General features: G+C 64.5%; 20 protein-coding genes. 15 read left to right on the top strand and 5 right to left on the bottom strand.

Features of this window, described 5'->3' with window-relative positions:
• On the bottom strand, positions 1-1,077 hold a 1,077-nt coding region (gene ltrA / locus B3P22_RS04825; RefSeq protein ID WP_296270125.1), incomplete at its 3' end, for a group II intron reverse transcriptase/maturase.
• Positions 1,078-2,208: 1,131 nt separating this feature from the next.
• Here ltrA and radC point away from each other — a divergent pair.
• The 3 genes from radC (at position 2,209) to rpmG (ending at position 3,674) form a co-directional block, all read left to right on the top strand.
• The gene (gene radC, locus B3P22_RS04830) at positions 2,209-2,883 is read left to right on the top strand and encodes a RadC family protein (RefSeq protein ID WP_197858567.1); all 675 of its coding nucleotides are present in this window, start codon (positions 2,209-2,211) and stop codon (positions 2,881-2,883) included.
• Between the two features lie 388 nt (positions 2,884-3,271).
• Complete coding sequence (rpmB, locus tag B3P22_RS04835) at positions 3,272-3,508, top strand: 50S ribosomal protein L28 (RefSeq protein ID WP_003242523.1); 237 nt, start codon at positions 3,272-3,274, stop codon at positions 3,506-3,508.
• Between the two features lie 10 nt (positions 3,509-3,518).
• Positions 3,519-3,674 (top strand): 50S ribosomal protein L33, encoded by a 156-nt coding sequence (gene rpmG / locus B3P22_RS04840; protein WP_003464575.1) that lies wholly within the window; start codon positions 3,519-3,521, stop codon positions 3,672-3,674.
• Positions 3,675-3,934: 260 nt separating this feature from the next.
• On the opposite strand, the gene B3P22_RS04845 is transcribed toward rpmG, so the two are convergent.
• Positions 3,935-6,814 carry an EAL domain-containing protein gene (locus B3P22_RS04845; protein ID WP_275547760.1) on the bottom strand — a complete coding sequence of 960 codons (2,880 nt, stop codon included), beginning with the start codon at positions 6,812-6,814 and terminating at the stop codon, positions 3,935-3,937.
• A gap of 163 nt (positions 6,815-6,977) precedes the next feature.
• Positions 6,978-8,036, bottom strand: a complete 1,059-nt coding sequence (locus B3P22_RS04850; protein WP_275547759.1) for a fatty acid desaturase — start codon at positions 8,034-8,036, stop codon at positions 6,978-6,980.
• Positions 8,037-8,139: 103 nt separating this feature from the next.
• Here B3P22_RS04850 and B3P22_RS04855 point away from each other — a divergent pair, with 103 nt between their 5' ends.
• The 7 genes from B3P22_RS04855 (at position 8,140) to B3P22_RS04885 (ending at position 16,553) form a co-directional block, all read left to right on the top strand.
• Entirely contained in the window at positions 8,140-9,153 is a 1,014-nt protein-coding gene (locus B3P22_RS04855; protein WP_275547758.1) for an AraC family transcriptional regulator, read from the top strand.
• On the top strand, positions 9,150-10,226 hold the full coding sequence (locus B3P22_RS04860; protein ID WP_197858571.1) for an FAD-dependent oxidoreductase: 1,077 nt from the start codon (positions 9,150-9,152) through the stop codon (positions 10,224-10,226). The genes B3P22_RS04855 and B3P22_RS04860 overlap by 4 nt, the downstream gene beginning before the upstream one ends.
• A 407-nt stretch (positions 10,227-10,633) precedes the next feature.
• Positions 10,634-12,139, top strand: coding sequence for a methyl-accepting chemotaxis protein (locus B3P22_RS04865; RefSeq protein ID WP_419096412.1), 1,506 nt, complete (start codon positions 10,634-10,636; stop codon positions 12,137-12,139).
• Between the two features lie 154 nt (positions 12,140-12,293).
• The gene (locus tag B3P22_RS04870) at positions 12,294-12,455 is read left to right on the top strand and encodes a hypothetical protein (RefSeq protein ID WP_275547756.1); all 162 of its coding nucleotides are present in this window, start codon (positions 12,294-12,296) and stop codon (positions 12,453-12,455) included.
• Positions 12,456-12,575: 120 nt separating this feature from the next.
• Complete coding sequence (locus tag B3P22_RS04875) at positions 12,576-13,943, top strand: glutamine synthetase family protein (protein WP_275547755.1); 1,368 nt, start codon at positions 12,576-12,578, stop codon at positions 13,941-13,943.
• Positions 13,944-14,157: 214 nt separating this feature from the next.
• Positions 14,158-15,465 carry an NAD(P)/FAD-dependent oxidoreductase gene (locus tag B3P22_RS04880; protein WP_275547788.1) on the top strand — a complete coding sequence of 436 codons (1,308 nt, stop codon included), beginning with the start codon at positions 14,158-14,160 and terminating at the stop codon, positions 15,463-15,465.
• Positions 15,466-15,557: 92 nt separating this feature from the next.
• Positions 15,558-16,553: a LysR family transcriptional regulator gene (locus B3P22_RS04885; RefSeq protein ID WP_275547754.1), complete on the top strand. Its 996-nt coding sequence runs from the start codon at positions 15,558-15,560 to the stop codon at positions 16,551-16,553.
• Here B3P22_RS04885 and B3P22_RS04890 read toward each other — a convergent pair.
• Positions 16,550-17,011: a RidA family protein gene (locus B3P22_RS04890; protein WP_197858576.1), complete on the bottom strand. Its 462-nt coding sequence runs from the start codon at positions 17,009-17,011 to the stop codon at positions 16,550-16,552. The genes B3P22_RS04885 and B3P22_RS04890 overlap by 4 nt on opposite strands.
• Before the next feature lie 262 nt (positions 17,012-17,273).
• On the opposite strand from B3P22_RS04890, the gene B3P22_RS04895 reads away from it, so the two are divergent.
• The 4 genes from B3P22_RS04895 to B3P22_RS04910 all read left to right on the top strand — a co-directional run bounded on the left by B3P22_RS04895 (position 17,274) and on the right by B3P22_RS04910 (position 22,207).
• Positions 17,274-17,960 (top strand): hydrolase, encoded by a 687-nt coding sequence (locus tag B3P22_RS04895; RefSeq protein WP_197858577.1) that lies wholly within the window; start codon positions 17,274-17,276, stop codon positions 17,958-17,960.
• Positions 17,961-18,025: 65 nt separating this feature from the next.
• Positions 18,026-18,604 carry an antibiotic biosynthesis monooxygenase gene (locus tag B3P22_RS04900; protein ID WP_275547753.1) on the top strand — a complete coding sequence of 193 codons (579 nt, stop codon included), beginning with the start codon at positions 18,026-18,028 and terminating at the stop codon, positions 18,602-18,604.
• A 137-nt stretch (positions 18,605-18,741) separates the two neighbouring features.
• On the top strand, positions 18,742-20,583 hold the full coding sequence (locus tag B3P22_RS04905) for an amidohydrolase (RefSeq protein ID WP_296270140.1): 1,842 nt from the start codon (positions 18,742-18,744) through the stop codon (positions 20,581-20,583).
• Position 20,584: 1 nt separating this feature from the next.
• Entirely contained in the window at positions 20,585-22,207 is a 1,623-nt protein-coding gene (locus B3P22_RS04910; protein ID WP_296270142.1) for an MFS transporter, read from the top strand.
• Between the two features lie 87 nt (positions 22,208-22,294).
• Here the strand turns inward: B3P22_RS04910 and B3P22_RS04915 are convergent, their stop codons facing one another.
• Positions 22,295-23,200 (bottom strand): LysR family transcriptional regulator, encoded by a 906-nt coding sequence (locus B3P22_RS04915; RefSeq protein ID WP_197858580.1) that lies wholly within the window; start codon positions 23,198-23,200, stop codon positions 22,295-22,297.
• Between the two features lie 156 nt (positions 23,201-23,356).
• On the opposite strand from B3P22_RS04915, the gene ycaC reads away from it, so the two are divergent.
• Entirely contained in the window at positions 23,357-23,986 is a 630-nt protein-coding gene (gene ycaC, locus B3P22_RS04920) for an isochorismate family cysteine hydrolase YcaC (RefSeq protein WP_017360479.1), read from the top strand.
• Positions 23,987-24,029 lie beyond the last annotated feature (43 nt).

A 24,029-nucleotide genomic window follows, 5' to 3' on the forward strand; every position in this document is an offset into this window, starting at 1 on the left:
CGAGGCGTTCTTCTTCGAGGGTTTGATCAGCAGTTTGGCCTTCCTGCGTGGTGACTTCGGCACGTACTTCCTGAAGTTCCACCCCAGAAAATCGAAGCCCTGGTGAATGTGCGTGATGTGCGTTTTCTCCCGGGACAGCTCAACCCCTCGTGCTGACAGGAATTGCTCTACCCAGGGCTTGACCTCTTCCTCCAGCAGCTCTTTCGAAGCCGCCAGGATCACGAAGTCGTCCGCATACCGTACACACTGCACCTTGGTCTTCTCGGCCTTCTTGATTCCCAGCTTCTTCGCCAGGTGGCGCTTCAACTGAGTTTCCAGGCCGTTCAGGGTGGCGTTGGCCAGACAGGGCGAGATGATCCCGCCCTGTGGCGTCCCGGCTTCCGTAGCCATGAGTTGTCGCCGGTCGATGACCCCGGCTCTCAACCATTTGCGCAGCACCTTCGTGTCCATCGGGACATTTCGGCACAGCCACTCGTGATTGATGTTGTCGAAGAAGCCTTTGATGTCCCCCTCCAGAATCCAGGTCGGCGCCACGGTGGGCGACAACAGGTGGAAGAGTTCAACCATGGCGTCAGCGGTCGAGCGGTCAGGCCGGAAGCCATAACTTTTCGGATCGCTGGTGCTTTCTATTACAGGCTCCAACGCTTGCAGATACAGCGCTTGCATGGCCCGATCCAACATCGTCGGGATACCCAGTGGGCGCTTTTCCTGCTTGCCGGGCTTCGGTATCCAGACCCGCCGTAGCGGTTTGGGCCGATAGCCTCGTTGTTTCGACAGACGTTTCACGGCATGGAACTTGGCTAGGGGCGTACCCCAGGTTTCTCCATCGACGCCCGGAGTCTTGCGACCCCGGTTCTCCGTGACTCGCCTTACAGCCAAGCAGCGACCGTAAAACGAGCGAGTCAGCATCCGTTGCAGGCGTTTAACCCTGCGCCAGTTACCTTCCCGTGTTGCCTGCGCAATCTTCAGCTGCGTTCTCCGAACGGATTGTTGAACTTTGGCCCAATCGAGATCGTGCCAGTTCGCCCCTCCGCCTGAGGACGCAGACGCTTCCGGTGTTGCTGGTTGCGTTTTCATACAGTCCTCCCGAGATGAACGACACTCAGGACGGACTACTCCCCTATGGGCAGTAGTTCGCCCATAGGGTCGTTTTTGGTTATCGCTGGAATCAGCGGCTGTTTTTGCGCTCGTAGACCAGATGCACGTCAGCCAGAGTTATCCCCTGCCGGTAATGTTCCAACCGGTATGCCACCCGTTACAGGCGACCGTTCGCTTCTTGCATCCTCCCATTCCCCACACCCATCAGCGCCCCTTGCGGTTTGCCTGCCTGCCCGATGTTGCTGGGCAGGCGAGTGGTCGGGATTGCCACGTTCCCCGAGTCGCATCTATTCCCCGTTTAGGCTTCGTCTTTCCCCCGGTAGTCGTATTGGTACCGCAGCGCATCATCCCACTGCGCTGTCCGACTACTATGCCGATTTTGGCTAAGGCCAATAATTGCCGTAGGCCTATCCGTAGTTACGAAGGTTCAGGCGACGATTCACATGCGTTAGCCATGCGGGTTGGGTCATTAGCCTCGTTACGTCCGTGCAATTCGGACGTATAGCGTTCTCCGTCACCGGATAACACCCTCATAAGAGCGAGACATTGTTAATCGGGCTTCACACCCCAGGGTTGGCCCCTGACGCATGCCGATCTAATGAACTGGCAGGTACATGCCAGGCTCGGTACTTCCTATGCAAGCGAAGTTGAGCAATGCGATTCGGAGCTTTTCGCTCCGTGCTTGGTTCAACATCCCCCCAACGTCTCACGACGGTGAATTGGCTCACTGCCAGACTTGCGAGGATGAGTTCTGCCCGGAGGGCAAATTCACCCTCGGGTCAGACATTTTTAGTAACAATTCGGTGATAGCTGAACGTTACTGTCCTGTTTCTGTAACCGCTCATTGACCCATTTTAGGGTTTGAACAGATACAGCTTTTGTTATCCATCCCCGCCAAAACGAAGCGTTTCCAGGGTGTGGATTAACCAGGCTGAGCCGGTTTGTTGAATGCTTTTTCGGGCTTAAAACCCCCTGATAGCAAGGGATTAAGGTGCCTAGGCGCATTAACCAAACCAAGCACGACACGTTCAACGCGTCGCACAAGATGGGCTACGATAGCACAGCGCCCGCAGCGGAACAGCGGGCGCCTGGCTCAATAGGGAGGTGTATATGAGCATTCGCGACTGGCCCGCGGCAGAGCGCCCGCGGGAGAAATTGCTGGAGCAGGGCGCGGCGTCGCTGACCGACGCCGAGCTGCTGGCGATCTTCCTGCGTACCGGGGTGACCGGCAGAAGTGCGGTGGACCTGGCGCGCCATCTGCTGAGCGAGTTCGGCAGCCTGAGGGCGCTGCTGGAAGCCGACCTGGCTGGCTTCAGCCAACACCTGGGTCTGGGGCCGGCCAAGTACGCACAATTGCAGGCCGTGCTGGAAATGTCGCGGCGGCATCTGGCCGAGCGGTTGCGCCGCGATTCGGCGCTGGAGAGTCCGCAGGCCGTGCGCGACTATCTCAAGGCGCAGTTGCGTCACGAACCGCATGAGGTGTTCGGCTGCCTGTTTCTCGATGCGAAGCACCGTGTGCTGGCCTTCGAGGTGCTGTTTCGCGGCAGCATCGACAGCGCCAGCGTGTATCCCAGGCAGGTGGTCAAGCGTTCGCTGGCCAACAACGCCGCGGCGGTCATCCTTACCCACAATCATCCATCCGGGGTTTCCGAGCCCAGTCAGGCCGACCGCGTGCTGACCCAGCGCCTCAAGGACGCTTTGGCGTTGGTCGAGGTGCGCGTGCTGGATCATTTCATCGTCGGCGATGGCGAGCCGCTGTCGATGGCCGAGCTGGGGTGGATGTAGCTCAGGTCGGTTCGACCTGGGCCTCGAGGCTGTTCAGCAGGTGCCGACTGTGGCCGATGACAAAGCCGGCAGGCCAAGCGTGCGACCCTGGCCGATTTGCCGGGCGCCGCACCTGATCGAGGCGACGAGCGGTCGAATGCTGAGCAGGCCGCAAAGGCCCTGCTTCCGGCCGGTCTGCGTGCGGAGCTTTGAGTTTTATCCTGCGGTTTCCCTTGTTGCTCCCGGGGCTTTCTGGTATAAAGCAGCGCTCTTTTCTAGGGGCCCGGTTCTTGCGCTATTCAGTGCGCCCGGTAAGACCCTCGAGAAACGCGGCGCTGAGCGCCAATGACATTGAGTTTAAGCGGCCAACCCATGCCGGGTTGGGCATGTGGTTTTAGAGGGCTGAGGCATGTCGAGAGTCTGTCAAGTTACCGGTAAGGGTCCGGTAACCGGGAACAACATTTCCCACGCAAACAACAAAACCCGTCGTCGTTTCCTGCCGAACCTGCAGCACCATCGCTTCTGGGTCGAGTCCGAGAAGCGCTTCGTGCGTCTGCGCGTTTCTGCCAAGGGCATGCGCGTCATCGACAAGCGTGGCATCGACGTAGTGCTGGCTGAGCTGCGCGCTCGCGGCGAAAAGGTTTAAGGAGAGAGTCATGCGTGAACTGATCCGTTTGGTGTCCAGCGCCGGTACCGGCCACTTCTACACCACCGACAAGAACAAGCGCACCACCCCCGACAAAATCGAAATCAAGAAATTCGATCCGGTCGTACGTAAGCACGTGATGTACAAGGAAGCCAAGATCAAGTAATTGATCGGCTACCTGTCGAAGAAGCCCGCCTTTATGGCGGGTTTTTTTATGCCCTCGGTATTTGCGCCATTTTTCGCGCAATTCGTTATGTCTTCCAGGAGCGCGACTGGGCTGTGCGGTTGCCGCAGAAATGAGCTTTGCTGATTGGGGATGATGGGGCGGGCAGCCTTCGTTCGTCATTCGCCCTGGGGCGCACAAGCGCTGCGGCTTATTGTGTGGACGTTCTGCTCGCCGCAACGGCGCCTGCCGGCCGAGCTCTATCAGGCTTGCTGAGTACCGTGGCGGCGGGCGTCGTCGGCGAGCTGGCGCAGGGGCTGCGGGTGACCGACGAAATAGCCCTGGGCGTAGTCGATACCCAGGCGGCGCAGGCAGTCCAGGCTGGCCTGGGTTTCGACGAACTCGGCGACTGTGACCAGACCGAGCTGCGCCGCGATCTGGCGCATCGAGCCGACCATGGCCTGGTTGATCGGGTCGTGCTCGATGCCGCTGATGAAGCTGCCGTCGATCTTCAGAATATCCAGCGGCAGGTGACGCAAGTAGGCGTAGGAGGCAAAGCCGCTGCCGAAATCGTCCAGCGCGACCTTGAGGCCTTTGCCGCGCAATTTCTCGATCCACTGTGCCGATACGCCCAGCTCGCCCAGAGCGACCATTTCCGTGACCTCGATGCACATCTTGCCAGGCGACAGGCCATGACGGGCCAGTTCCTGTTCCAGCAACTGGTGGAAGTCGCAATCGAGCAGTGAGCTGGCACTTAGGTTGACGTTGACCTGGCCCAGCTGCGCCAGATGGTGCGGATTGGCAGCCAGCCAGGCGCACAGGTGCTGGATCACCCAGCGGTCGATGGCGCCGAGAAAGTCGTAGCGCGCCGCCGCGTCGAGAAACTGCGCCGGGCTGATCCACTCGCCACTGTGTGGGTCACGGTAACGCAGCAGCACTTCGTAATGCAGGCCGGCCACGGTGCTCTGCAGCGCCTGTACCGGTTGGAAGAACAGCTCGAAATGACCGCGCTCGGTGGCCTCGCGCAGGCGGGTGATCCACTGCAGCTGGCGCTGATGTTCGAGCAGCGCGCCATCGGCCGGGTTGAACTGCTGCACGCGGTTGCGTCCTTGATGCTTGGCCAGCTGGCTGGCGCTGCTGGCCCAGTTCAGCGCGGTTTCCCAGTCGCGTACGCCAGAGCTCAAGGCCAGCATGCCAATGCTGACGTGCAGGCGAAATGGCCGTCCCTGCCAGGTGAAGACGAACTGTTCGACAGCTCGCCGTAGCTGTTCGGCCTGGTCCAGTGCGGCGCCGTCATCGACCTCGCGCAATAACACGGCGAACTCGTCTCCGCCGACGCGCGCCAGCTCGGCATGGCGCGGCAGCTGGTGCTGCAGCTGGCCGGCCAGCTGGCGTAGCAATTGATCGCCCGCCGAGTGACCGAACAGGTCGTTGACCTGCTTGAAGCGATCCAGCCCCAGCAGCAAGAGATGGCTGAAGCGCCGTTTGGCGGTGCCGCCAAGGGTTTCCGCCAGCAGCCGCTCCAGCTCGCGGCGGTTGAGCAGGCCGGTCAGGGCGTCGTGGGCCGCCAGGCGTTGCAGACGTTCTTCCAGAACACGACGCTCACTGAGATCGACCACGATGCCCTCGATGCAGTCTCGCTGAACGCGCAGATGCAGTGACAGGTAGACCCATAGCGGGCGCTGCTTGAGGTCGTAGAGTTCACACTCGCAACTGACCATGCCGGCCTGCTCGTCGAGCTGGCGCAGCAGTGAACGCCACTGCGCTTCACCCAGCAGACGCTGCAGGGAGAGCTGGTCGATATCGTCCGGCAGGTTTGCAGCGCCGAGCAGACGCGCCAGGCTCGGGTTGGCCTCCAGCAGTCGGCCGTCGCGCTGACAGCGGAATATGCCCTCACCACTGTTGCGAAACAGCGCCTGATACTGTTCCAGGTTGTCGATGGCCTGCGCCTGGCTGCTCAGCAGCACGCGGCGCACGCGCTCCAGCTGCTTGTCGAGCAGGGCACCGAACAGCAGCATGCTCAACGCCGGCAGGTAAGCGTACAGCGCATAGAATCCGGTGGGCAGCGCAATCAACCCGGCGCGACTCAGCGGTACCAGCAGCATCAGCGCCAGCGCGGCACTCCAGCACAGCAGGTAACCGGGCGCATAGGGGCGGCGCTGGGCGATGCCGAGCCCCATCAGCAGCAACTGATAGAGGCCGGTGGCCAGGATCAGCAGGTTCAGCGTTTGGTAGGCATAGGGATGCTCGACCAGCAAGCTGCCCACGCTGACCAGCAGCGTAGCGGCGAACAGGGCGTCGCGCAGCCAGCGCAGGCGACCCAGTCGCAAACCGAGCGCGCTGGCGATGAATAGCGAGCTGAAGATCATCATGCCCGCGGTGGGCAGGTTGACCAGTAATTTGGGCAGATGCGGCCACTGCGGCCAGAGCAGCCCGGCCAGGTTGTACAGACTGGCGTTGTACAGCGCCACGCACAGCGAGGTGAGGCTGAAATAGGCCAGTTGCGCTTCGCGCAGGGTGCTGTACTTGACCAGATAGAACAGCGCCAGGGCTATCAGTACGCCGATCAGCAGGCCGCTCTGCAGCCAGCTGTAGGCGATCAACCGCTGGCCCTGCTGCGCACCGACCAGTTGCAGCGGCAGGTTGATCGCCGAATGGCTCTGCACGCGCAGCAGCAAGCTGTGCGGGCCATCGGTCAGGCGGGGTAGATTGAGCAGGAACTGTGGATAGGGCTCGCCACGTTCGGCGAAGGCACGCCGTGCCCCGCTGTACAGCGGGCCGAGTGACTGCTCACCGTCGAACAGCCAGACCTCCAGATCATCGAGGAAGGCCTGGCCGATGATCAGTTGCAGACGCTCGGCCGCTGGAGCCTGCAGTTGCACGGCGAGCCACCAGGCGCTGCGCGTATAGCCGATGCGCGCGCTGCCCTGAATCTGCCGACCTTCCGTCTCGATGCGCTGCAGGACTTCGCTGGCGCTCAACTGGCCGCTGGGATCTTCCAGCAGCAGGCTGTGCTCGATGCTCACCGGCCTGGCCAGGTCGTCAGCGCTGAGCTTCATTAGCGGCAGCCCGCTGCCTGCCCAGGCCGGCACGGCACCGGCCAGGCAGAGCAGCAAGATCAATGCGCGAAGCGGTCGAAGCATCCTGGGCGCCTCATGGCTACTACGAGGGCGCCGATGGCCGATGGACGCTGTACTGTCAGCGGAGCGGTAGGGCGCTGGCGGATTCTAGCCGACTACTGGCGCGATGATTGCGCAGCGGGTCTCATCGGCCGGTATCGCATGACCGATGGTCGCCCCCCAGGGATCAGGCTGCCTGCGTGCGCTCCTCGGTCGCCTTCTGCTGGCGTGTCCAGCGATTGGCCCGGGCGAAGGTGCCAAAGTCGTTGAAACGCACGCCCATCTTGCGCATCACCCGATGGGCGAAGGGCACGGTCAGTTGGCGGATATAGAACGGCTCCTTGACCACGAAATGGTGGATCGCATGGCTGCTGCCGAAGTTGAAGCAGAAGGCCTGCAGCGGCCAAAGCCACCAGGGGTTGAGCACCTGGGTCTGCTGGATCACGTTGCCCGGCTCGACGTCGCCGTAGTAGTGCATGTTGGAGCTGACGAAGTGCAGGCAGAAGGTGCGCAGTACGTTGGGGCCAACCAGTACCACCACGGCGATGTTCACCACTGCCATCACGTTCAGCGTAGTGGCCGACCAGACGATCGGGGCGCCAAGCGCGGCGCTGGCCCAGTCCAGCAGATGAAAACCGAGGAACAGGTACCAGGTCGCCCAGTTCAGCAGCCCCAGCGGCGCGTAGACCTTCAGCGTGCGGGTAAGAATCAGCCTGCGGTGCGCGGGATTCTTCGCCCGCAGCCAGCGGATGAACGAGCTCATCATGTTGTCGCCGACCATCAGCAGGCGCGCGATGCCCCAGGGCTCGCCGTTGGTGATGGCGCGCTCCTCCATGTCGGCTTCGCTGCCGGACACCTTGTGATGGTTCAGATGCAGATGACGGCGTACCCACGGATTGATGGTGCTCGGCCGCGCCAGCCAGACCAGCGCCAGCATCAGGTTGTGCGGCCGCGGCCGCTTGCGAAAATACATCGAGTGGATCAGGTCGTGCTCCAGCTCGTGGGTCAGCGAGGCGAAGAAGGCGTTAAGCAGCAGGCACGCCCACCAGGCCAGATGGCCACTGATGTACAAGGCTGCCGAGCCGATCATGCCAAGCAGGGCGAAGGCCAGGATGCCGGCGCCGAGCGCGTCCTGATGCTGCAGGATCGGGTAGCGCTGGCGCAGGGCGTTGCCGTGGGCCATCACCTGTTCACGGATATAAGCGGCGCGTTGCTGGTCATTAAGGCTTGCGGGAGAAGGGGACATGCCGACATCCTCTTGTTATCGGGTTGTGACTTCACTGTGCCGTGACGGTCGTCAGAGCGCCCGACCGTGCACGCCAACCTGCCTACCGGATACGCCAATCTGCATGACCGCCGAACCCACCACCCTGGCCAGCTGGACCCGCGCCCTGCGCAAGCAGCTCGATGCCCTCGGGCTCGATAGCGCTGCCCTGTGTCGCGAGGCAGGGCTCGACCCGGCGCTGCTCGACGACCCCAACGCACGCTGCCCGCTATCGCTGACCACGCGCCTGTGGCAACTGGCAGTGGCCGCCAGCGGTGACCCGGCGCTGGGCCTGAAGACCTCGCAGTACGTCAGCCCGACCACCTTCCATGCCCTGGGCTATGCGCTGATCGCCAGCAGCAGCCTGCGTGAGATGTTCGAGCGCATCGTCCGTTACCACCGGGTGGTCAGCGATGCGCTGCAGCTGGAGCTGTGCGAGGTGGGCGATGTCTACGAGTTTCGCTTCCGCGTACCACCAGGCAGCCCGGCACCGGCGCCCGAAGCGCTGGACGCCTTCGCCGCGATCTACGTGCGCAGCTGTCGCAACCGCCTGAACCGGGAGTTCTCACCCCTGCTGGTGCAGCTGCAACGCCCGCGGCCGGCGGACCTGACGCCCTGGCAGGCGGTGTTTCGTGCGCCGCTGCAGTTCGATGCCGACGAGAGCCTGCTGCGTTTTCCCCGTGCGGCATTCGAGCAGCGCCTGGATGACGGCAACCCTGAACTGGCCGAGCACAACGAGACGGTACTGCGGCGCAATCTGGAGCAATTGCAGGCGGCCAGTTGCAGCGAACGAGTGCGCCGCTGCCTGGAGGCGCAATTGCCCGATGGCGAGCCCTCCGCCGAGCGCATCGCCCAGACCCTGCACCTGAGTCTGCGCAGCCTGCAGCGTCACCTGGCCGAGGAGGGCACCAGCTACGAAGCGCTGCTCGGCGAGACGCGCCACGCCCTGGCCCTGCGGCATATGCGCGACCCGCGCTGCTCGATCAGTGAAATCGCCTACCTGCTCGGCTTCAGCGACAGCAGCAGCTTTGGCCGCGCCTTCAAACGCTGGACCGGTCAGACGCCGAGCCAGTACCGCGATGGATGCAACGACGCATGAGTCAGTACGACCTGATCCTGGCCGGGGCTGGCCATGCCCATCTTGGTGTGTTGCGCCGCTGGGCGCTGGTGGAGCGCCCGCCGGGGCGCATCGCCCTGCTCAGCCTTGGCCCTGAGGCCTGGTACGCCGGCATGTTGCCGGGGCTGATTAGCGGCCGCTTCAGCGCGGCGGACTGCCGCGTGGAATTGCAGCCGTTGTGCCGCGCGGCCAAGGTCGATCTGATCGAGGGCGAGATCGCCTCATTCGATGCCGATGCGCGGATCCTGCAACTCGAAGACGGACGCCGCCTGCACAGCGAGTGGTTGTCGCTCAACGTCGGTGCCGGCATGGCCATTCCGCCGCAGCAGGGCGATGCCATGCAGGTGCTGGCCGCCAGGCCCATCGACAAGCTGCTCGAAGGCTGGCAGCAATGGCAGGCCGAGCCACGGCGCATGGCCATTCTCGGTGGCGGTGCCGGCGGTGTGGAACTGGCCCTGGCGTTGGCCGACCAGGTGCCGGCGCTGGCGCTGTTCTGTGGCGGCACCTTGCTCGATGGTTTGTCGCCGGGGTTGCGCCTGCGTGCACTGGGCCATCTGCGTCAGCGTGGCGTACAGGTGCGCGAGCATTGTCCGATCGGGCGCATCGAGGATGACTGGCTGCTCAGCGGCGACGAGCCGGTATGGCGCGGGCGGCGCCTGCTGCTGGCCAGTGGCGCACGACCCTGGCCATGGCTGACCGCCAGCCAGCTGGCCAGCGATGCAGCGGGCTTCATCGCCATTCGCCCGACCCTGCAGAGCGAATCCCATGCCCAGATCTTCGCCGTCGGCGACAGCGCCAGCCTTGACGGCATGCGCCGCAGCGGGCGTTTTGCGGTGCGTCAGGCGCCGGTACTGGCTGCCAACCTTCAGGCCGCGCTAGAGGATCGCCCGCTGCGTCAGTACCGTGCGCAATGGCAGAGCCTGGCGCTGCTCGCCACTGGCGACGGCGGGGCGCTGCTCGGCTGGCATGACTGGAGTGCTGGCGGGCGGTTGTACGGACATTGCAAGGACTGGCTGGACCGGCGTTTCGTGAAACGCCATCGCATGGTCGGATAGCCGGCTGTCGAGGCCGAGGTAGAGTTGTTTTCGGCCGCTCGCTAATGCCACGCGGTCAGGCGTCGATACAGTGGATGGCGCTCTTACGAAACGGCCCGCCAAGAGTGCTGACCGTCCAAATTCATGGCAGGGTGCTACCAAAGTTTTATGGTGCTGGTGCTTCCAAGCTGCTCGAATCGCGGTCATGGTGCCCGGCCTGCATACGCTGATTTTTCGCCGGGCCTGTCGTACACGTAGCCTGCTGCCCAGGTTGCGTGGGATATTCCAGGAGGGAACCCGTCGTGACCCCGTCCGCCTACAGCGCCTCTTCGCGCACCAGAACAAGAACTCTGAGGTCGGTCATGCAAGCTGCCTTTGTCCGTTCACCCGTTGCCTGTCTTCTTCACGCCCTGGGGCTGGCCGCGCTGATGCTGGTCTACCAGCAGGTGCAACTGCCGGCCTACGTCAGCGTGCCGTCCTTCCTGTTGCTGGCGCTGTGGCCGTGGCTCGGTCCCTGGCAGCGCCGTGACGATGCCGCTCCCGCCGCGAAACAGGCTGTCGCTACCGATTTCGTCGAACTCAGCCGCGGCCTGTCGCGGCATACCTGCCACAACGCGTTGTCCGCGGCCAGGGTGGCCCATGCCGTCAAGCACCTGGCCGAGCGCCTGCAGTCGCAACTGGCGGCGGTGCAGCAGGTCAGTCAGGCGTCTGAGGCCATTACCCATACCGAGCAGGACAGCGCCGCCCGTGCCGAGCACACCCTGGCTGCCGCGCAGCATGTGCGTGAAGCCAGTGCCAGCGGCCAGGCCGAGCTCAACCAGGCTATCGAGCGCATGCAGCAGCTTAGCGCGCAGACCCTGGCCAGCCGCGAGCTGATCGACGGCCTGGGCAGCCGTACCGAACAGATCGAGCAGGTCACCCAGGTGATCCAGTCCATCGCCAGCCAGACCAACCTGCTGGCGCTCAACGCCGCCATCGAGGCCGCGCGCGCCGGTGAGATGGGCCGTGGTTTTGCCGTGGTCGCCGACGAGGTGCGCAACCTCGCCGCGCGCACCGCCAGTGCCCCCGAGGAAGTCAGCCAGATGATCGCCGACATCCGCCAGCAGAGCACGGCGGTGGTCGCTCATATTCAGCGCCAGAGCGTCGAGCTGGAACAGGCCGCGCAGCAGATCGAGACGGCCGGCAGCCGCCTGCACGGCATTGCCGATCAAGCCGAGGAGGTCGAACAGCAAGTGGCGCAGATCAGCGCCGGCACTGCCGACAATCACCAGCGCCTGGCCAGCCTGTCGGCGGCCGCGCTGCAGCTGCAGGATGACGTGCAGGGCAGCGAGGGGCAGACGCGGCAACTGGCCGCTGCCGCCGATCACCTGGTCGGGCAGGCCGAGACGGTCAGCGAACAGCTCGCCGAAGTGGGCCTGGACGACTATCACCAGCGCGCCTATGACCTGGCCCGCGAAGGCGCGGCAGCCATCGCCGCACAGTTCGAGCAGGACCTGCAGGGTGGTCGCATCAGCCTCGACGACCTGTTCGACCGCCACTACCAACCCATCGCAGGTACCCAGCCGCAGAAATACCGTACGCGCTTCGACCAGTACGCCGATCAGGTACTGCCGGCGCTGCAGGAGCCTCTGCTCAAGCGCCACGAAGGGCTGGTATTCGCCATTTCCACTACGCCGGAAGGCTACGTGCCGACCCATAACGCCGCATTCAACCACCCGCCCAGCGGCGACCCGGCGCTGGATGCCACCCGCAGCCGTGGCAAGCGCCTGTTCAACGACCGCACCGGCATCCGTTGCGGCAGCCACACACAGGCGCTATTGCTGCAGACCTACATGCGCGATACCGGCGAGCTGATGCACGACCTGTCGGTGCCGATCATGGTGCGTGGGCGGCATTGGGGTGGTTTGCGTCTGGGCTATCGGCCGGAGCCGTAGGATGCGCTGTCTGTCGTGTGATTAATGGTGCGCACACGGCGCACCCTGCGGGCCGATTTGGTTTGCATGGGCAGGATTGTTTAGCCAGCGCATAACCAAGCGTATGAAAAACCCGATTTAACGCACGTCAAACCCTGTGCGACGCTGCCAAGCCATGATCTCCCTGGCCTGCCAAGTCCATGTTCCGCTGTACCGCGCGCCTGCGCGGCGGCGCCTGTTGGAGCGGCTCAACCCGCTGCTGACGATCATCCTCGCCTTCTGGGCGCTGTGGCATTGTCGCCACGCGCGCCCGCCGGACGCCGTCCCCACCCGCTGACACCGATGGCTGCGCCATGTCCGCAGCCGCTGATGCCTATTTGTCTGCCTGCGCCACCTGTTCGAGAGTCGAACGGGCCGTGCGGACACCGAGCGCCCAACTGGCGCAAGCGAGTGCGATATGACGACTTTCGCTGCTGTGCAGGAGGCCCAGGAATTCCTGGCCAGCAATCCCGATATCGAATTGATCGAGTTGTTTATCCTCGATGCCAACGGTGTGCCGCGCGGCAAGCTGCTGCACCGCGAGGAACTGCTGGCGCTGTACCAGAGCGGCCGGCCGCTGCCGAGCACCATGCTCGGCCTGTCCATCCAGGGTGAGGATGTCGAGGATACCGGCCTGGTCTGGGAGGTCGGCGATATCGACTGCCGCGCCTATCCATTGCCCGGCAGCCTGGTGCGCCTGCCCTGGCGGCAGATGCCCACCGCCGCCGTGCAGGTGTCGATGCACCCCACCGAAGGCCTGCCGGCCACGCCCGCCGATCCGCGGCAGCTGCTGGTGCGGGTGATCGAGCAGCTGGAGGCCGACGGCTACCACCCGGTGATGGCCTGCGAACTGGAGTTCTACCTGCTCGACCAGAAGCGCGATGCCCAGGGGCGCCCGCAGCCGGCGCTGGACGCCGATGGCGGCCGCCCACGACAGACCCAGGTTTATGGTTTGCGCGAGCTGGAGCAAATCGAGCCCTTCCTGCGTGATCTCTATGCTGCCTGCAAGGCGCAAGGGATTCCCGCGCGCACGGCAATTTCCGAATACGCCCCCGGCCAGGTAGAGATCACCCTGGAGCATGGCCCGGCGCTGGCGGCCATGGACCAGGCGGTGCGCTACAAGCGCCTGGTCAAAGGCGTGGCTCATGCCCATGGCATGCAGGCCTGCTTCATGGCCAAACCGTTCGCCGAGATCGCCGGCACCGGCATGCACATGCACGTGAGCTTGGCCGACGCGGCGGGTGCCAACCTGTTTGCCAGTGACGACCCAGCTGGCACGCCGCTGCTGCGCCAGACCATCGGTGGCATGCTCGCCAGCCTGCTCGACTCGCTGCTGCTGTTCTGCCCCAACGCCAATTCCTACCGACGCTTTCAGGCCAACAGTTATGCGCCGCTGGCGCCCACCTGGGGTGTGGACAACCGCACCGTCAGCCTGCGTGTGCCCGGTGGCCCGGCCAATACCCGGCACATCGAACACCGCATCTGTGGCGCCGATGCCAATCCCTATCTTGCCGCCGCGGCGATTCTGGCCGGGATTCATCGTGGCATTCGCGAACAGCTCGATCCCGGTGCGCCGATCGAGGGCAACGGTTATGCCCAGGCCACGGAACATCTGCCCACCCAATGGTCGGCCGCGATCCACGCGCTGGAGCATTCCGAGTGGGCGCGGGAGGCTTTCGGTGAGCCATTTCTCAAGGTCTTCCTCGCGGTCAAGCGTGCCGAGTATCGCCAGTTCATGGGCGAGGTCGGCGAGCAGGACTGGCGCTGGTACCTGAGCAACGCCTGAGTCGAGGGATAACAGCTTCGCGGCCAAGGCCGCTCCCACAGGGCGCAGCAGGGGCTTGAGGGAGCGGACTTGTCCGCGAATACGGATTCTGAACAGCATCGCGGCTGAAGCGGAGTGCCCCCAGCCGTTCCTACGGGTCAAGCATGGTAGGAGCGGCTTCAGCCGCGATCCCAGATTCATCGGTGCATGCGCACCCCAAGGACATGCAATGAACATGATCGAGCAACCCGTCAAACCCGCTGCCGAACGCGCGCCGTCCTACTACGCGGCGTCGCTCAATTTCGAGAGCGACTACCCGACGCTGCAGGGCAGCGTAACCGTCGACGTGGCCATCATCGGTGGCGGCTTCACCGGCATCGCCACGGCGGTGGAGCTGGCCGAGCGCGGCCTCAAGGTCGCCGTGGTGGAAACCAACAAGGTCGGCTGGGGTGCCAGCGGGCGCAACGGCGGCCAGGTCACCGGCAGCCTCTCCGGCGACGAGGCCATGCGCAAGCAGATGCGCAACACGCTGGGCGAGGAGGTGGACGACTTCATCTGGCACCTGCGCTGGCGCGGCCACGAGATCATCAAGAGCCGCGTGGCCAAGTACGGCATCGACTGCGACCTCAAGCACGGTCACCTGCATGCGGCGATGAAACCCAGCCATATGGACGAGCTCAAGGCGACCTACGATGAAGCGCTGCGCCGTGGCATGGAGAGCGATGTCACGCTGCTCGAGGGCGCCGGCGTGCGTGCTCAACTGGGCAGCGCGCTGTACTGCGGGGCGATCAAGAACACCCGCAACATGCACCTGCACCCGCTCAACCTGTGTCTCGGCGAGGCCAGGGCCGCTGAAAGCCTGGGCGCACTGATCTTCGAGCATTCCGAAGTACTGGAGATCGTTCACGGCGCGCGTCCCGCGGTGGTTACCACGGGCGGGCGGATCGAGGCCAAGCAGGTGCTGCTGGCCGGCGACGTCTACCACAAGCTGGAGCGGCGCAAACTCAAGGGCCTGATCTTCCCGGCCATGGGCGGCATCGTCACCACTGCGCCGCTGGGCGAGCTGGCCCGCGAGATCAACCCGCAGGACCTGGCCGTATACGACTGTCGCTTCGTGCTCGATTATTACCGCCTGACCGCAGACGGCCGTCTGCTGTTCGGCGGTGGTGCCAACTATTCCGGGCGTGATTCGCGAGACATCGCCGGTGAACTGCGGCCGTGCATCGAGCGCACTTTCCCGCAGCTCAAGGGGGTGCCGATCGACTTCCAGTGGAGTTGCGCCATGGGCATCGTGATGAACCGCATCCCGCAGCTGGGCAAGCTCTCGTCCAACGTCTGGTACTGCCAGGGCTACTCCGGCCACGGCATCGCCACCAGCCACATCATGGGCGAGATCATGGCCAAGGCCATCACCGGCGACCTGGAGCAGTACGACACCTTCGCCGCCTGCAAGCACATCAAGGTGCCGCTGGGCGATCAGCTCGGCAACCCGATGCTGGCGGCCGGCATGTGGTACTACCAGATGCTTGAGAAGCTGCGCTGAAAGTCCAGCGTTGGCCCGGATGACGGGGCTGCCTTGGTTCGCCGATAGCCTTTTCGTATGATGGGCGCACACCGTATTTGGGATGCCCTGGCGTGAGTTCGTCATCTAGAAGTGCTTCATCGAGCCCGAGCGTACCTGCTGGCAAATGGGATGCGGGCGAAGCGGTAAGCCAGCTTTCCTGGGACGATCTGCGCATCATCAAGACGCTGAGCGAGTGCGGCAATCGCGCCGCCACGGCGAAGAAGCTCGGCATCAACGTCTCGACCGTGTCGCGCCGCCTGGCGCAGGTGGAGAAGACGCTCGGTGTGGCGATGTTCGACCATCGCCGCTCCGGCTACAGGCTCACGGCCGAGGGCGAAGAGTTGCGCGCCCTCGGCGAGCGAGTCGAACTGGATATCGTCAGCGTCACGCGGCGTGTGTCGCGAGCGGGGCAGGGGCCACAGGGCAAGCTGCGCATCACCACCAGCGACTCGTTGCTGCTGCACTTCCTCACTCCCATCATCGCCGACTTCAAGGTCGTCAACGAAGGCATCGCGGTCGAGGTGCTGGTGGGCAACCAGACCCTGAGCCTGGCCCGGGACGAATCGGACATCGCCGTGCGCGCTACGAGAAAACCGGGGGAAAGCCTGGTCGGGCGCAAGCTGGCGATCATTGCCTGGGCGTCGTACGGGCGCGCTGGAAAAGTGTCGGGCACCGACCCGTTCGACGGCCACGCCTGGGTGTCGTATTCCGGCGCCTTGTCCGGTCTTAGAGCGGCCAGTTATCTGGAATGCCGAGTGGCGGCCGAGTGCATTGCCTACCGCACCGACTCGGTCGCGGCGGCAAGCGCCGCCATTGCCGCCGGGCTGGGTTTCGGCTTTCTGCCCTGCATGCTGGGCGATATCACGCCCGGGCTGGTGCGCGTCGGGCCGGTGGTGCCCGAGCTCCATGATGAGCTGTGGCTGCTCACCCACCAGGACATTCGCAAGTCTTGGCGGGTCAAGGCGTTCATGGCGTTCTGCGCCGCTGCCGTGGCCGAGCAGAAGGCGCTGATCGAAGGGCAGCGGGCTCTCCCGGTTGCGTTGGACGAAACCGGGAGCGGGACTTAGTTGGCGCGTGCACCGATCACCGCCCGGCAGGCGATCTCGATCAGTTGCGGCCGCTGCGCCAGCCGGGATACGCCGATGATGTTGCTGGCGCATTGTGGCCGCTCGGTGCCATAGGCCGCCTTGCGCACCTTGCCAACCACGGCGAATGCCGCATCCATGTCGAGGACGAACAGCGTCTCTTCGACGACGTCTTCGAGCGTCGCGCCATAGAGCGCCAGCAGCTTGGCGATGTTGTCGTAGGCGCTGCGCATCTGGTCGCCCATGGTCGAGAAATCGCTGGGTCGGCCTTCGTTATCCAGCGGCGCCGGCGCGACCAGATTGCCTTTTTCGTCGTGGTTGAACTGGCCTGAGACGAAGATTTCGTTACCCACCTTCCTTGCCTGCGGATAGCCGTAAGCGTCTTCCCATGGAACGCCCCAGTAGGCGGTGTTTTCGTTGTACGGACGTGAAGCTGCCATTGCCTTCTCCTTGAGTGTAAGGACCGCCTATTTCGCGGCTTCCCGAGTGGTCGGGAGGAAAATGCTAGCACCGCCCGGTCAATTGCAAAGGTGCATTTTTGCACTCATGGAGGCGCAAAAATGCACAAACGAAACGCCTGTCGATCCGCTAACTTGAGCACCTGTTCCGGTCGTGACCAGCGAGTCAACGACGCTAACGGGGCAAAGACGAGCACCCGGATATGTGCCCAACAACAATCAGTTCAACAGACAGGTAACCGCCATGAGCAACGTCAAAACCGAAGTCCTCACTCCCTTCAACAGCCAGCTGATCTTCATTGATCAGCAGCCGCAGATGGCCTTCGGTGTGCAGAGCATCGATCGCCAGACCCTGAAGAACAACACCGTTGGCCTGGCCAAGGCGGCGAAGATTTTCAACGTGCCGACCGTCATCACCACGGTCGAGACCGAAAGCTTCTCCGGCCACACCTACCCCGAGCTGCTCGCCGTATTCCCCGATGCACCGATCCTCGAGCGCACCTCGATGAACTCCTGGGACGACCAGAAAGTGCGTGACGCGCTGAAGAAGAACGGCCGCAACAAGATCATCGTCTCCGGCCTGTGGACCGAGGTATGCAACACCACCTTCGCCCTCTCCGCCATGCACGACGCGGGCTACGAGATCTACATGGTCGCCGACGCTTCCGGCGGCACCACCCAGGCGGCGCACGACTACGCCATGCAGCGCATGATCCAGGCCGGCGTGGTGCCGGTGACCTGGCAGCAGGTGTTGCTGGAATGGCAGCGCGACTGGAAGAACCGCGATACCTACGATGCCGTCATGAACCTGGTCAAGGAACATTCCGGTGCCTACGGCATGGGCGTCGACTACGCCTACACCATGGTTCACAAGGCGCCCGAGCGCGTGCAGCACGGCCCGACCCTGGCCCCTGTCGCCGCACCTATCTGAGCCGATGCCAGCCTCTGCATGGCGGAGGCTGGCCCCAACTCGCAGCAGATGCGGAGACAGCCGAAATGAACCCGATGCAAGCCGATACCGTCACGCTGGTGGTGCGTCACCAGGTGCAGCAGCAACACGAGCAACGTTACGAAACCTGGCTGCGCCAGATCATCGACATCGCCGGCGCTTGCGCTGGCCACCTGGGTGTCGACGTCGCGCGCGAGCGCCAGGGTGGCCTGGTGCACTTCACCTGCGTTTTGCGTTTTGACCAGCTGCAGCACATGCAGGGCTGGCTCGACTCCGAGGCGCGCAAGCAACTGGTCGCCGACGTGCAGCCGCTGTTGCGCGCTGGCGACGACACCGAGGTGTTGCTGGGCAAGGATTTCTGGTTCGTGCCGCGTGACGCCGTGCAGCCACCGCCGCGCTGGAAGCAGGCGATCGTCACCTTCCTGGTGATCATGCCGCTGGGCCTGCTGGTGCCGGCGCTATGGCAGCCGGTATTCACTATGCTTCCAGGGCTTGCAGGCCCACTGCTGAGCAAGGTGTTGATCACCCTGAGCATCGTCCTGCTCGTGGTGTATCTGTTCATGCCCATGGCCACGCGGGCATTTGCCGCCTGGCTGAGGCCTCACGGCCAGGAGCCACTTCGATGAGCACCGATTCATATGATGAAAAGCGCCGGCGCATCTTGGCTGCCGGTGGCGTATTGGGCGCCGCCGCGGCCGTGTACTCTGCCTTGCCTTTTTCCGCTTTCGCCAGTACCTCTTCCATCCGCTCCCAAGGAGGCTCCATGAGCGCCGATCTCATCCTGTTCAACGGTCGTCTGCACACGGTCGATCCCGAAAAGCCACATGCCAGCGCCGTTGCCATCAAGGACGGCCGCTTCGTCGCCGTTGGCAGCGACGCCGAGGCCATGGCCATGCGCGGTGACGCGACCAAGATCGTCGATCTGCAAAAACGCACGGTGATCCCGGGCCTCAACGACTCGCACCTGCACCTGATCCGCGGCGGGCTGAACTACAACCTGGAGCTGCGCTGGGAAGGCGTGCCGTCCGTGGCCGAAGCGCTGCGCATGCTCAAGGCCCAGGCCGACCGTACCCCGACGCCGCAGTGGGTGCGTGTGGTCGGTGGCTGGACCGAGTTCCAGTTCGCCGAGAAGCGCATGCCGACCCTGGAAGAGATCAACCGCGCGGCGCCGGATACGCCGGTATTCATCCTCCACTTGTACGACCGTGCGCTGCTCAACCGCGCCGCACTGCGCGCCGTGGGCTACGACAAGAACACCCCCAACCCGCCGGGCGGGGAGATTCAGCGCGACGCCAACGGCAACCCCACCGGCATGCTGATCGCCCGCCCCAACGCGATGATCCTCTACGCCACCCTGGCCAAGGGGCCGAAGCTGCCGCTGGAGTATCAGGTCAACTCGACCCGCCAGTTTATGCGCGAACTCAATCGCCTGGGCGTGACCAGTGCCATCGATGCCGGCGGCGGCTTCCAGAACTACCCCGACGACTACCAGGTGATCCAGGAGCTGGCCGACAAGGATCAGCTCACCGTGCGCATTGCCTACAACCTGTTCACCCAGAAGCCCAAGGAAGAGCTGACCGACTTCAAGAACTGGACCAGCAGCGTCAAGCTGCACCAGGGCGATGACTTCCTGCGCCACAACGGCGCTGGGGAAATGCTGGTGTTTTCCGCCGCCGACTTCGAGGACTTCCTCGAGCCGCGCCCGGACCTGGCGCCGAACATGGAGGCCGACCTGGAGCCGGTGGTGCGTCACCTGGTCGAGCAGCGCTGGCCGTTCCGCCTGCACGCCACCTATGACGAATCCATCTCGCGCATGCTCGACGTGTTCGAGAAGGTCGACCGCGACATCCCCTTCAACGGTCTGCCCTGGCTGTTCGACCACGCCGAGACCATCAGCCCGCGCAACATTGAGCGGGTGCGTGCCCTCGGCGGCGGCATCGCCATCCAGCACCGTATGGCCTTCCAGGGCGAGTATTTCATCGACCGCTACGGCGCCAAGGCCGCCGAAGCCACGCCGCCGATCCAGCGCATGCTCGCCGAGGGCGTGCCGGTTGGCGCCGGCACCGACGCCACCCGCGTGGCCAGCTACAACCCCTGGACCGCGCTGTACTGGCTGGTCAGCGGCAAGACCGTCGGCGGCACAACGCTTTACCCGCAGGGCCTGCCACGCGCCACCGCGCTGCAGCTGTTCACCCACGGCAGCGCCTGGTTCTCCAGCGAGCAGGGCAAAAAGGGTCAGATCAAGGTCGGTCAGCTGGCTGACCTGGTGGCGCTGAGCGCGGACTTCTTCAGTGTCGAGGAAGAGCAGATCAAGTGGCTGGAATCGGTGCTCACCGTGGTCGGCGGCAAGGTGGTGCATGCCGCCGGCGAGTTCGACAAGCTGGCGCCGCCGACCGTGCCGGTGATGCCGGACTGGTCGCCGGTGGCCATCGTGCCCGGCCACTGGAGCCCGAGTGCCGCGCCGCTGACCGCCAGCATCCACCAGTGCATCGGCTCCTGCACCGTGCATCAGCACGAGCATGACCGCGCCCGCCGCAGCAATGTGCCGGTCAGCGATCACCAGGGCTTCTGGGGGGCATTAGGCTGCTCCTGCTTCGCGTTCTGACATGACCAGTGGAAAAGCCTCACCTTGGGGCGCCCTCAACCACCGCACCTTCCGCTGGCTGTGGCTGGCCAGCATCGCCTCTAACATCGGCACCTGGATGCACGAGGTCGGTGCCGGCTGGCTGATGACCAGCCTCTCGGCCAACCCCATGCACGTCGCGCTGGTGCAGGTCGCCGGTTCCGCGCCGATGTTCCTCCTGGCGCTGCCGGCCGGGGCCATGGCCGATATTGTCGACAAGCGCCGCTACCTGCTCGGCGTGCAACTGTGGATGGCGGCCGTGGCCACGACCCTGGCGACGCTGACCCTGCTCGGCCTCACCAGCGTCTGGCTGCTGCTCGGCATGACCCTGGCCATGGGCGTCGGCACCACGCTGATGATGCCGGCCTGGTCGGCGCTGACTCCGGAGCTGGTGAGCAAGCGTGACCTGCCGTCGGCCATCGCCCTGTCCAGCCTCGGCATCAACGTCGCCCGCGCGCTCGGCCCGGCTATCGCCGGCGTGCTGGTCAGCCTGAGTGGCCCCTGGGCGACCTTCGCCCTCAATGCCCTGTCGTTCTTCGCGGTCATGACCGTGCTGCTGACCTGGAAGCGCGAGCGCCAGGTCGCGACCTTCCCGGCCGAACGTCTGCAGGGCGCGATGCGCGCCGGCTGGCGCTACAGCCGCGCCTCGAAGCCCTTGCAGGCGGTATTGGTGCGCGCGGCGGCGTTCTTCGTCGGTGCCAGCGCCGGCATGTCGCTGCTGCCGCTGATCGTACGTGGCGAGTTGCAGGGCAGCGCCAGCGACTTCGGCCTGATGCTCGGCAGCGTCGGCGTCGGTGCCGTTCTCGGCGCCACCCTGTTGCCGCGTATTCGCGAGCGCATCAGCAGCGATCGCCTGGTGCTGCTGGCCAGCCTGCTCTACGCCCTGGTGCTGCTGGCCCTGGCCAGCGTGCGCCACTTCGCCGCCCTGCTGCCGGTGATGCTGCTCAGCGGCGCGGCGTGGATCGCCGTGCTGTCCAGCCTGCAGGTCGCTGCGCAGACCTCTGTGCCGGACTGGGTGCGCGCACGGGCGCTGTCGGTGTACATCCTGGTGTTCTTCGGCAGCATGGCCGCCGGTGGCGCGCTTTGGGGTTTCGTCGCCAGCCATGCGTCGATTCCGCTGGCGCTGTTCGCCGCCGCGGGCTGCCTGGTGCTGGGCCTGCTGCTGAGCGCCAGGTTCCCGCTACCGGTCACCGAAAGCGAGGACCTCGCGCCCTCGCTGCATTGGCCAGCGCCGATTCTGGCCGACGAGGCCGACCTCGAGCGCGGCCCGGTGATGATCACCCTGCACTACGACATCGCTGCCGAGCAGGCTGCAGCCTTCCGCCAGGCGATGAATGAGGTGGCGCGTATGCGTCGGCGCAACGGCGCGTTCTCCTGGGGGCTGGTGCAGAACAGCGAGAACCCGCGGCACTGGCAGGAGTTCTTCTTCGACGAGTCCTGGCTCGAGCATCTGCGCCACCACGGCCGGGTGACGCGCGCCGAGCAACGCATCGAGGCTGCCGCCCGGCATTTCCAGACCGCCGGTGTGGCGATCCGCATCGACCACTTCCTGATGCCGGCCAGACAGGCCGCTCAGCCTGCCGAGGTTGGCCAGGCCGCGTCGTGACACCATGGCCGCCCAGCGCCCGCTGGGCGGCTCATCTTCCTGCGCCGAAGGCGCCGTTAGCCCTGGCTGACGGCGCCTTCGGCATTTCTAGGCCATGTCGCTCTGGCTGAATTCCTCGGCGAGGAAATCGATCAGGGTGCGCACCGAGGGCAGCAGGCCGCGCCGTGAGGGGAAGATGGCGTGGACGATGCCGCATTTCGGCGCCCAGCCCGGCAGCATCTCCACCAGCTTGCCGGCCGCGACGTCTTCGCGCACGGCTACACAGGGCAGGTGGACGATACCCACGCCGGCCAGCGCGCCATTGCGCAGGGCGCGCAGGTCATCGGTGATCATCCGCGGCTGGTGCGCGATCACCAGTTTGCCGTCGTCCGGGCCGAGCAGCTCCCACTGGTAGTCGCGCTGCGCGCCGCCCCAGTGCAGGCTCGGCAGGCGGCCCAGTTCCTCGGGCTGGAAATCTTTCGGCAGCGAGGCCAGCAGATCCGGGTGACCGACCAGGCACTGGGTGCTGGCGGCGAGCACCTTCATCACCATGTCGGTGTTTTCCAGCGGGGGAAAACGTACCCGCAAGGCTACGTCGAAACCTTCATGCAGCAGATCCACGCGGCGGTTGGTGCTCTCGATGTATAGCTCCACCAACGGGTACTTGAGCATGTAGCGGGTCAGCATCGGCCCCACCCAGGAATTGAGCAGCGTCGTCGGGCAGGCCAGGCGCACCAGGCCGCGCGGCTCGGCGCGGTTGCGCTCGATCACCTCCGCCGCGCCTTCGGCCTCCACGCGCATGGCCAGGCAGCGCTGGTAGTACGCCTGGCCGATCTCGGTGAGCGACAGGTGCCGACTGGTGCGGTGCAGCAGGCGCACGCCGAGGCGCTCCTCGAGTTGGGCGATACGCCGGCTAAGCTTGGACTTGGGTATGTCCAGCGCGCGCCCCGCCGCGGCGAAGCCGCCTTGCTCCACCACTTGGGTGAAGTAGTAGAGGCTGTTGAGGTCTTCCATTGATCGTTCTCCAAATGGAACGCTAGAGGCGAATTTCGCAGTCTAGTCGAGAAAGGGTCTCGAATTTAATCTTTCTTCCATGCAGTGACGCACTGCTGAACGAAAACCCACTCACCGGTGCAGCCGGCACATTGAAAACAATTCGAGGACTTCATCATGACCAACGCCACCTATAATCGCCTGGACAAAGACAACGCCGTCGTTCTGCTGGTCGACCACCAGGCCGGCCTGCTCTCGCTGGTGCGCGACATCGAGCCGGACAAGTTCAAGAACAACGTGCTGGCGCTGGCTGATCTGGCCAAGTTCTTCAACCTGCCGACCATCCTCACCACCAGCTTCGAAACCGGCCCCAACGGCCCGCTGATGCCGGAGCTGAAGGAAATGTTCCCGGACGCGCCGTACATCGCCCGCCCTGGTCAGATCAACGCCTGGGACAACGAAGATTTCGTCAAGGCGATCAAGGCCACCGGCAAGAAGCAACTGATCATCGCCGGCGTGGTGACCGAAGTCTGTGTGGCGTTTCCGGCGCTGTCGGCCATCGAGGAAGGCTTCGACGTGTTCGTGGTCACCGATGCCTCGGGCACCTTCAACCAGATCACCCGTGACTCGGCGTGGCAGCGTATGACCCAGGCCGGCGCGCAACTGATGAACTGGTTCGCTGTGGCCTGCGAGCTGCACCGCGACTGGCGCAACGACGTGGAAGGCCTGGCCAAGATCTGCACCGATCACATCCCGGACTACCGCAACCTGATGACCAGCTACAACGCGCTGACCGCTGGTAAGTGATCCACAGCTGAAACCGAACCGGAGCCTGCAAAGGCTCCGGTTT

Origin of the sequence: Pseudomonas sp. UBA6323 (assembly GCF_002439135.1) — a bacterium.
Classification (GTDB): domain Bacteria; phylum Pseudomonadota; class Gammaproteobacteria; order Pseudomonadales; family Pseudomonadaceae; genus Aquipseudomonas.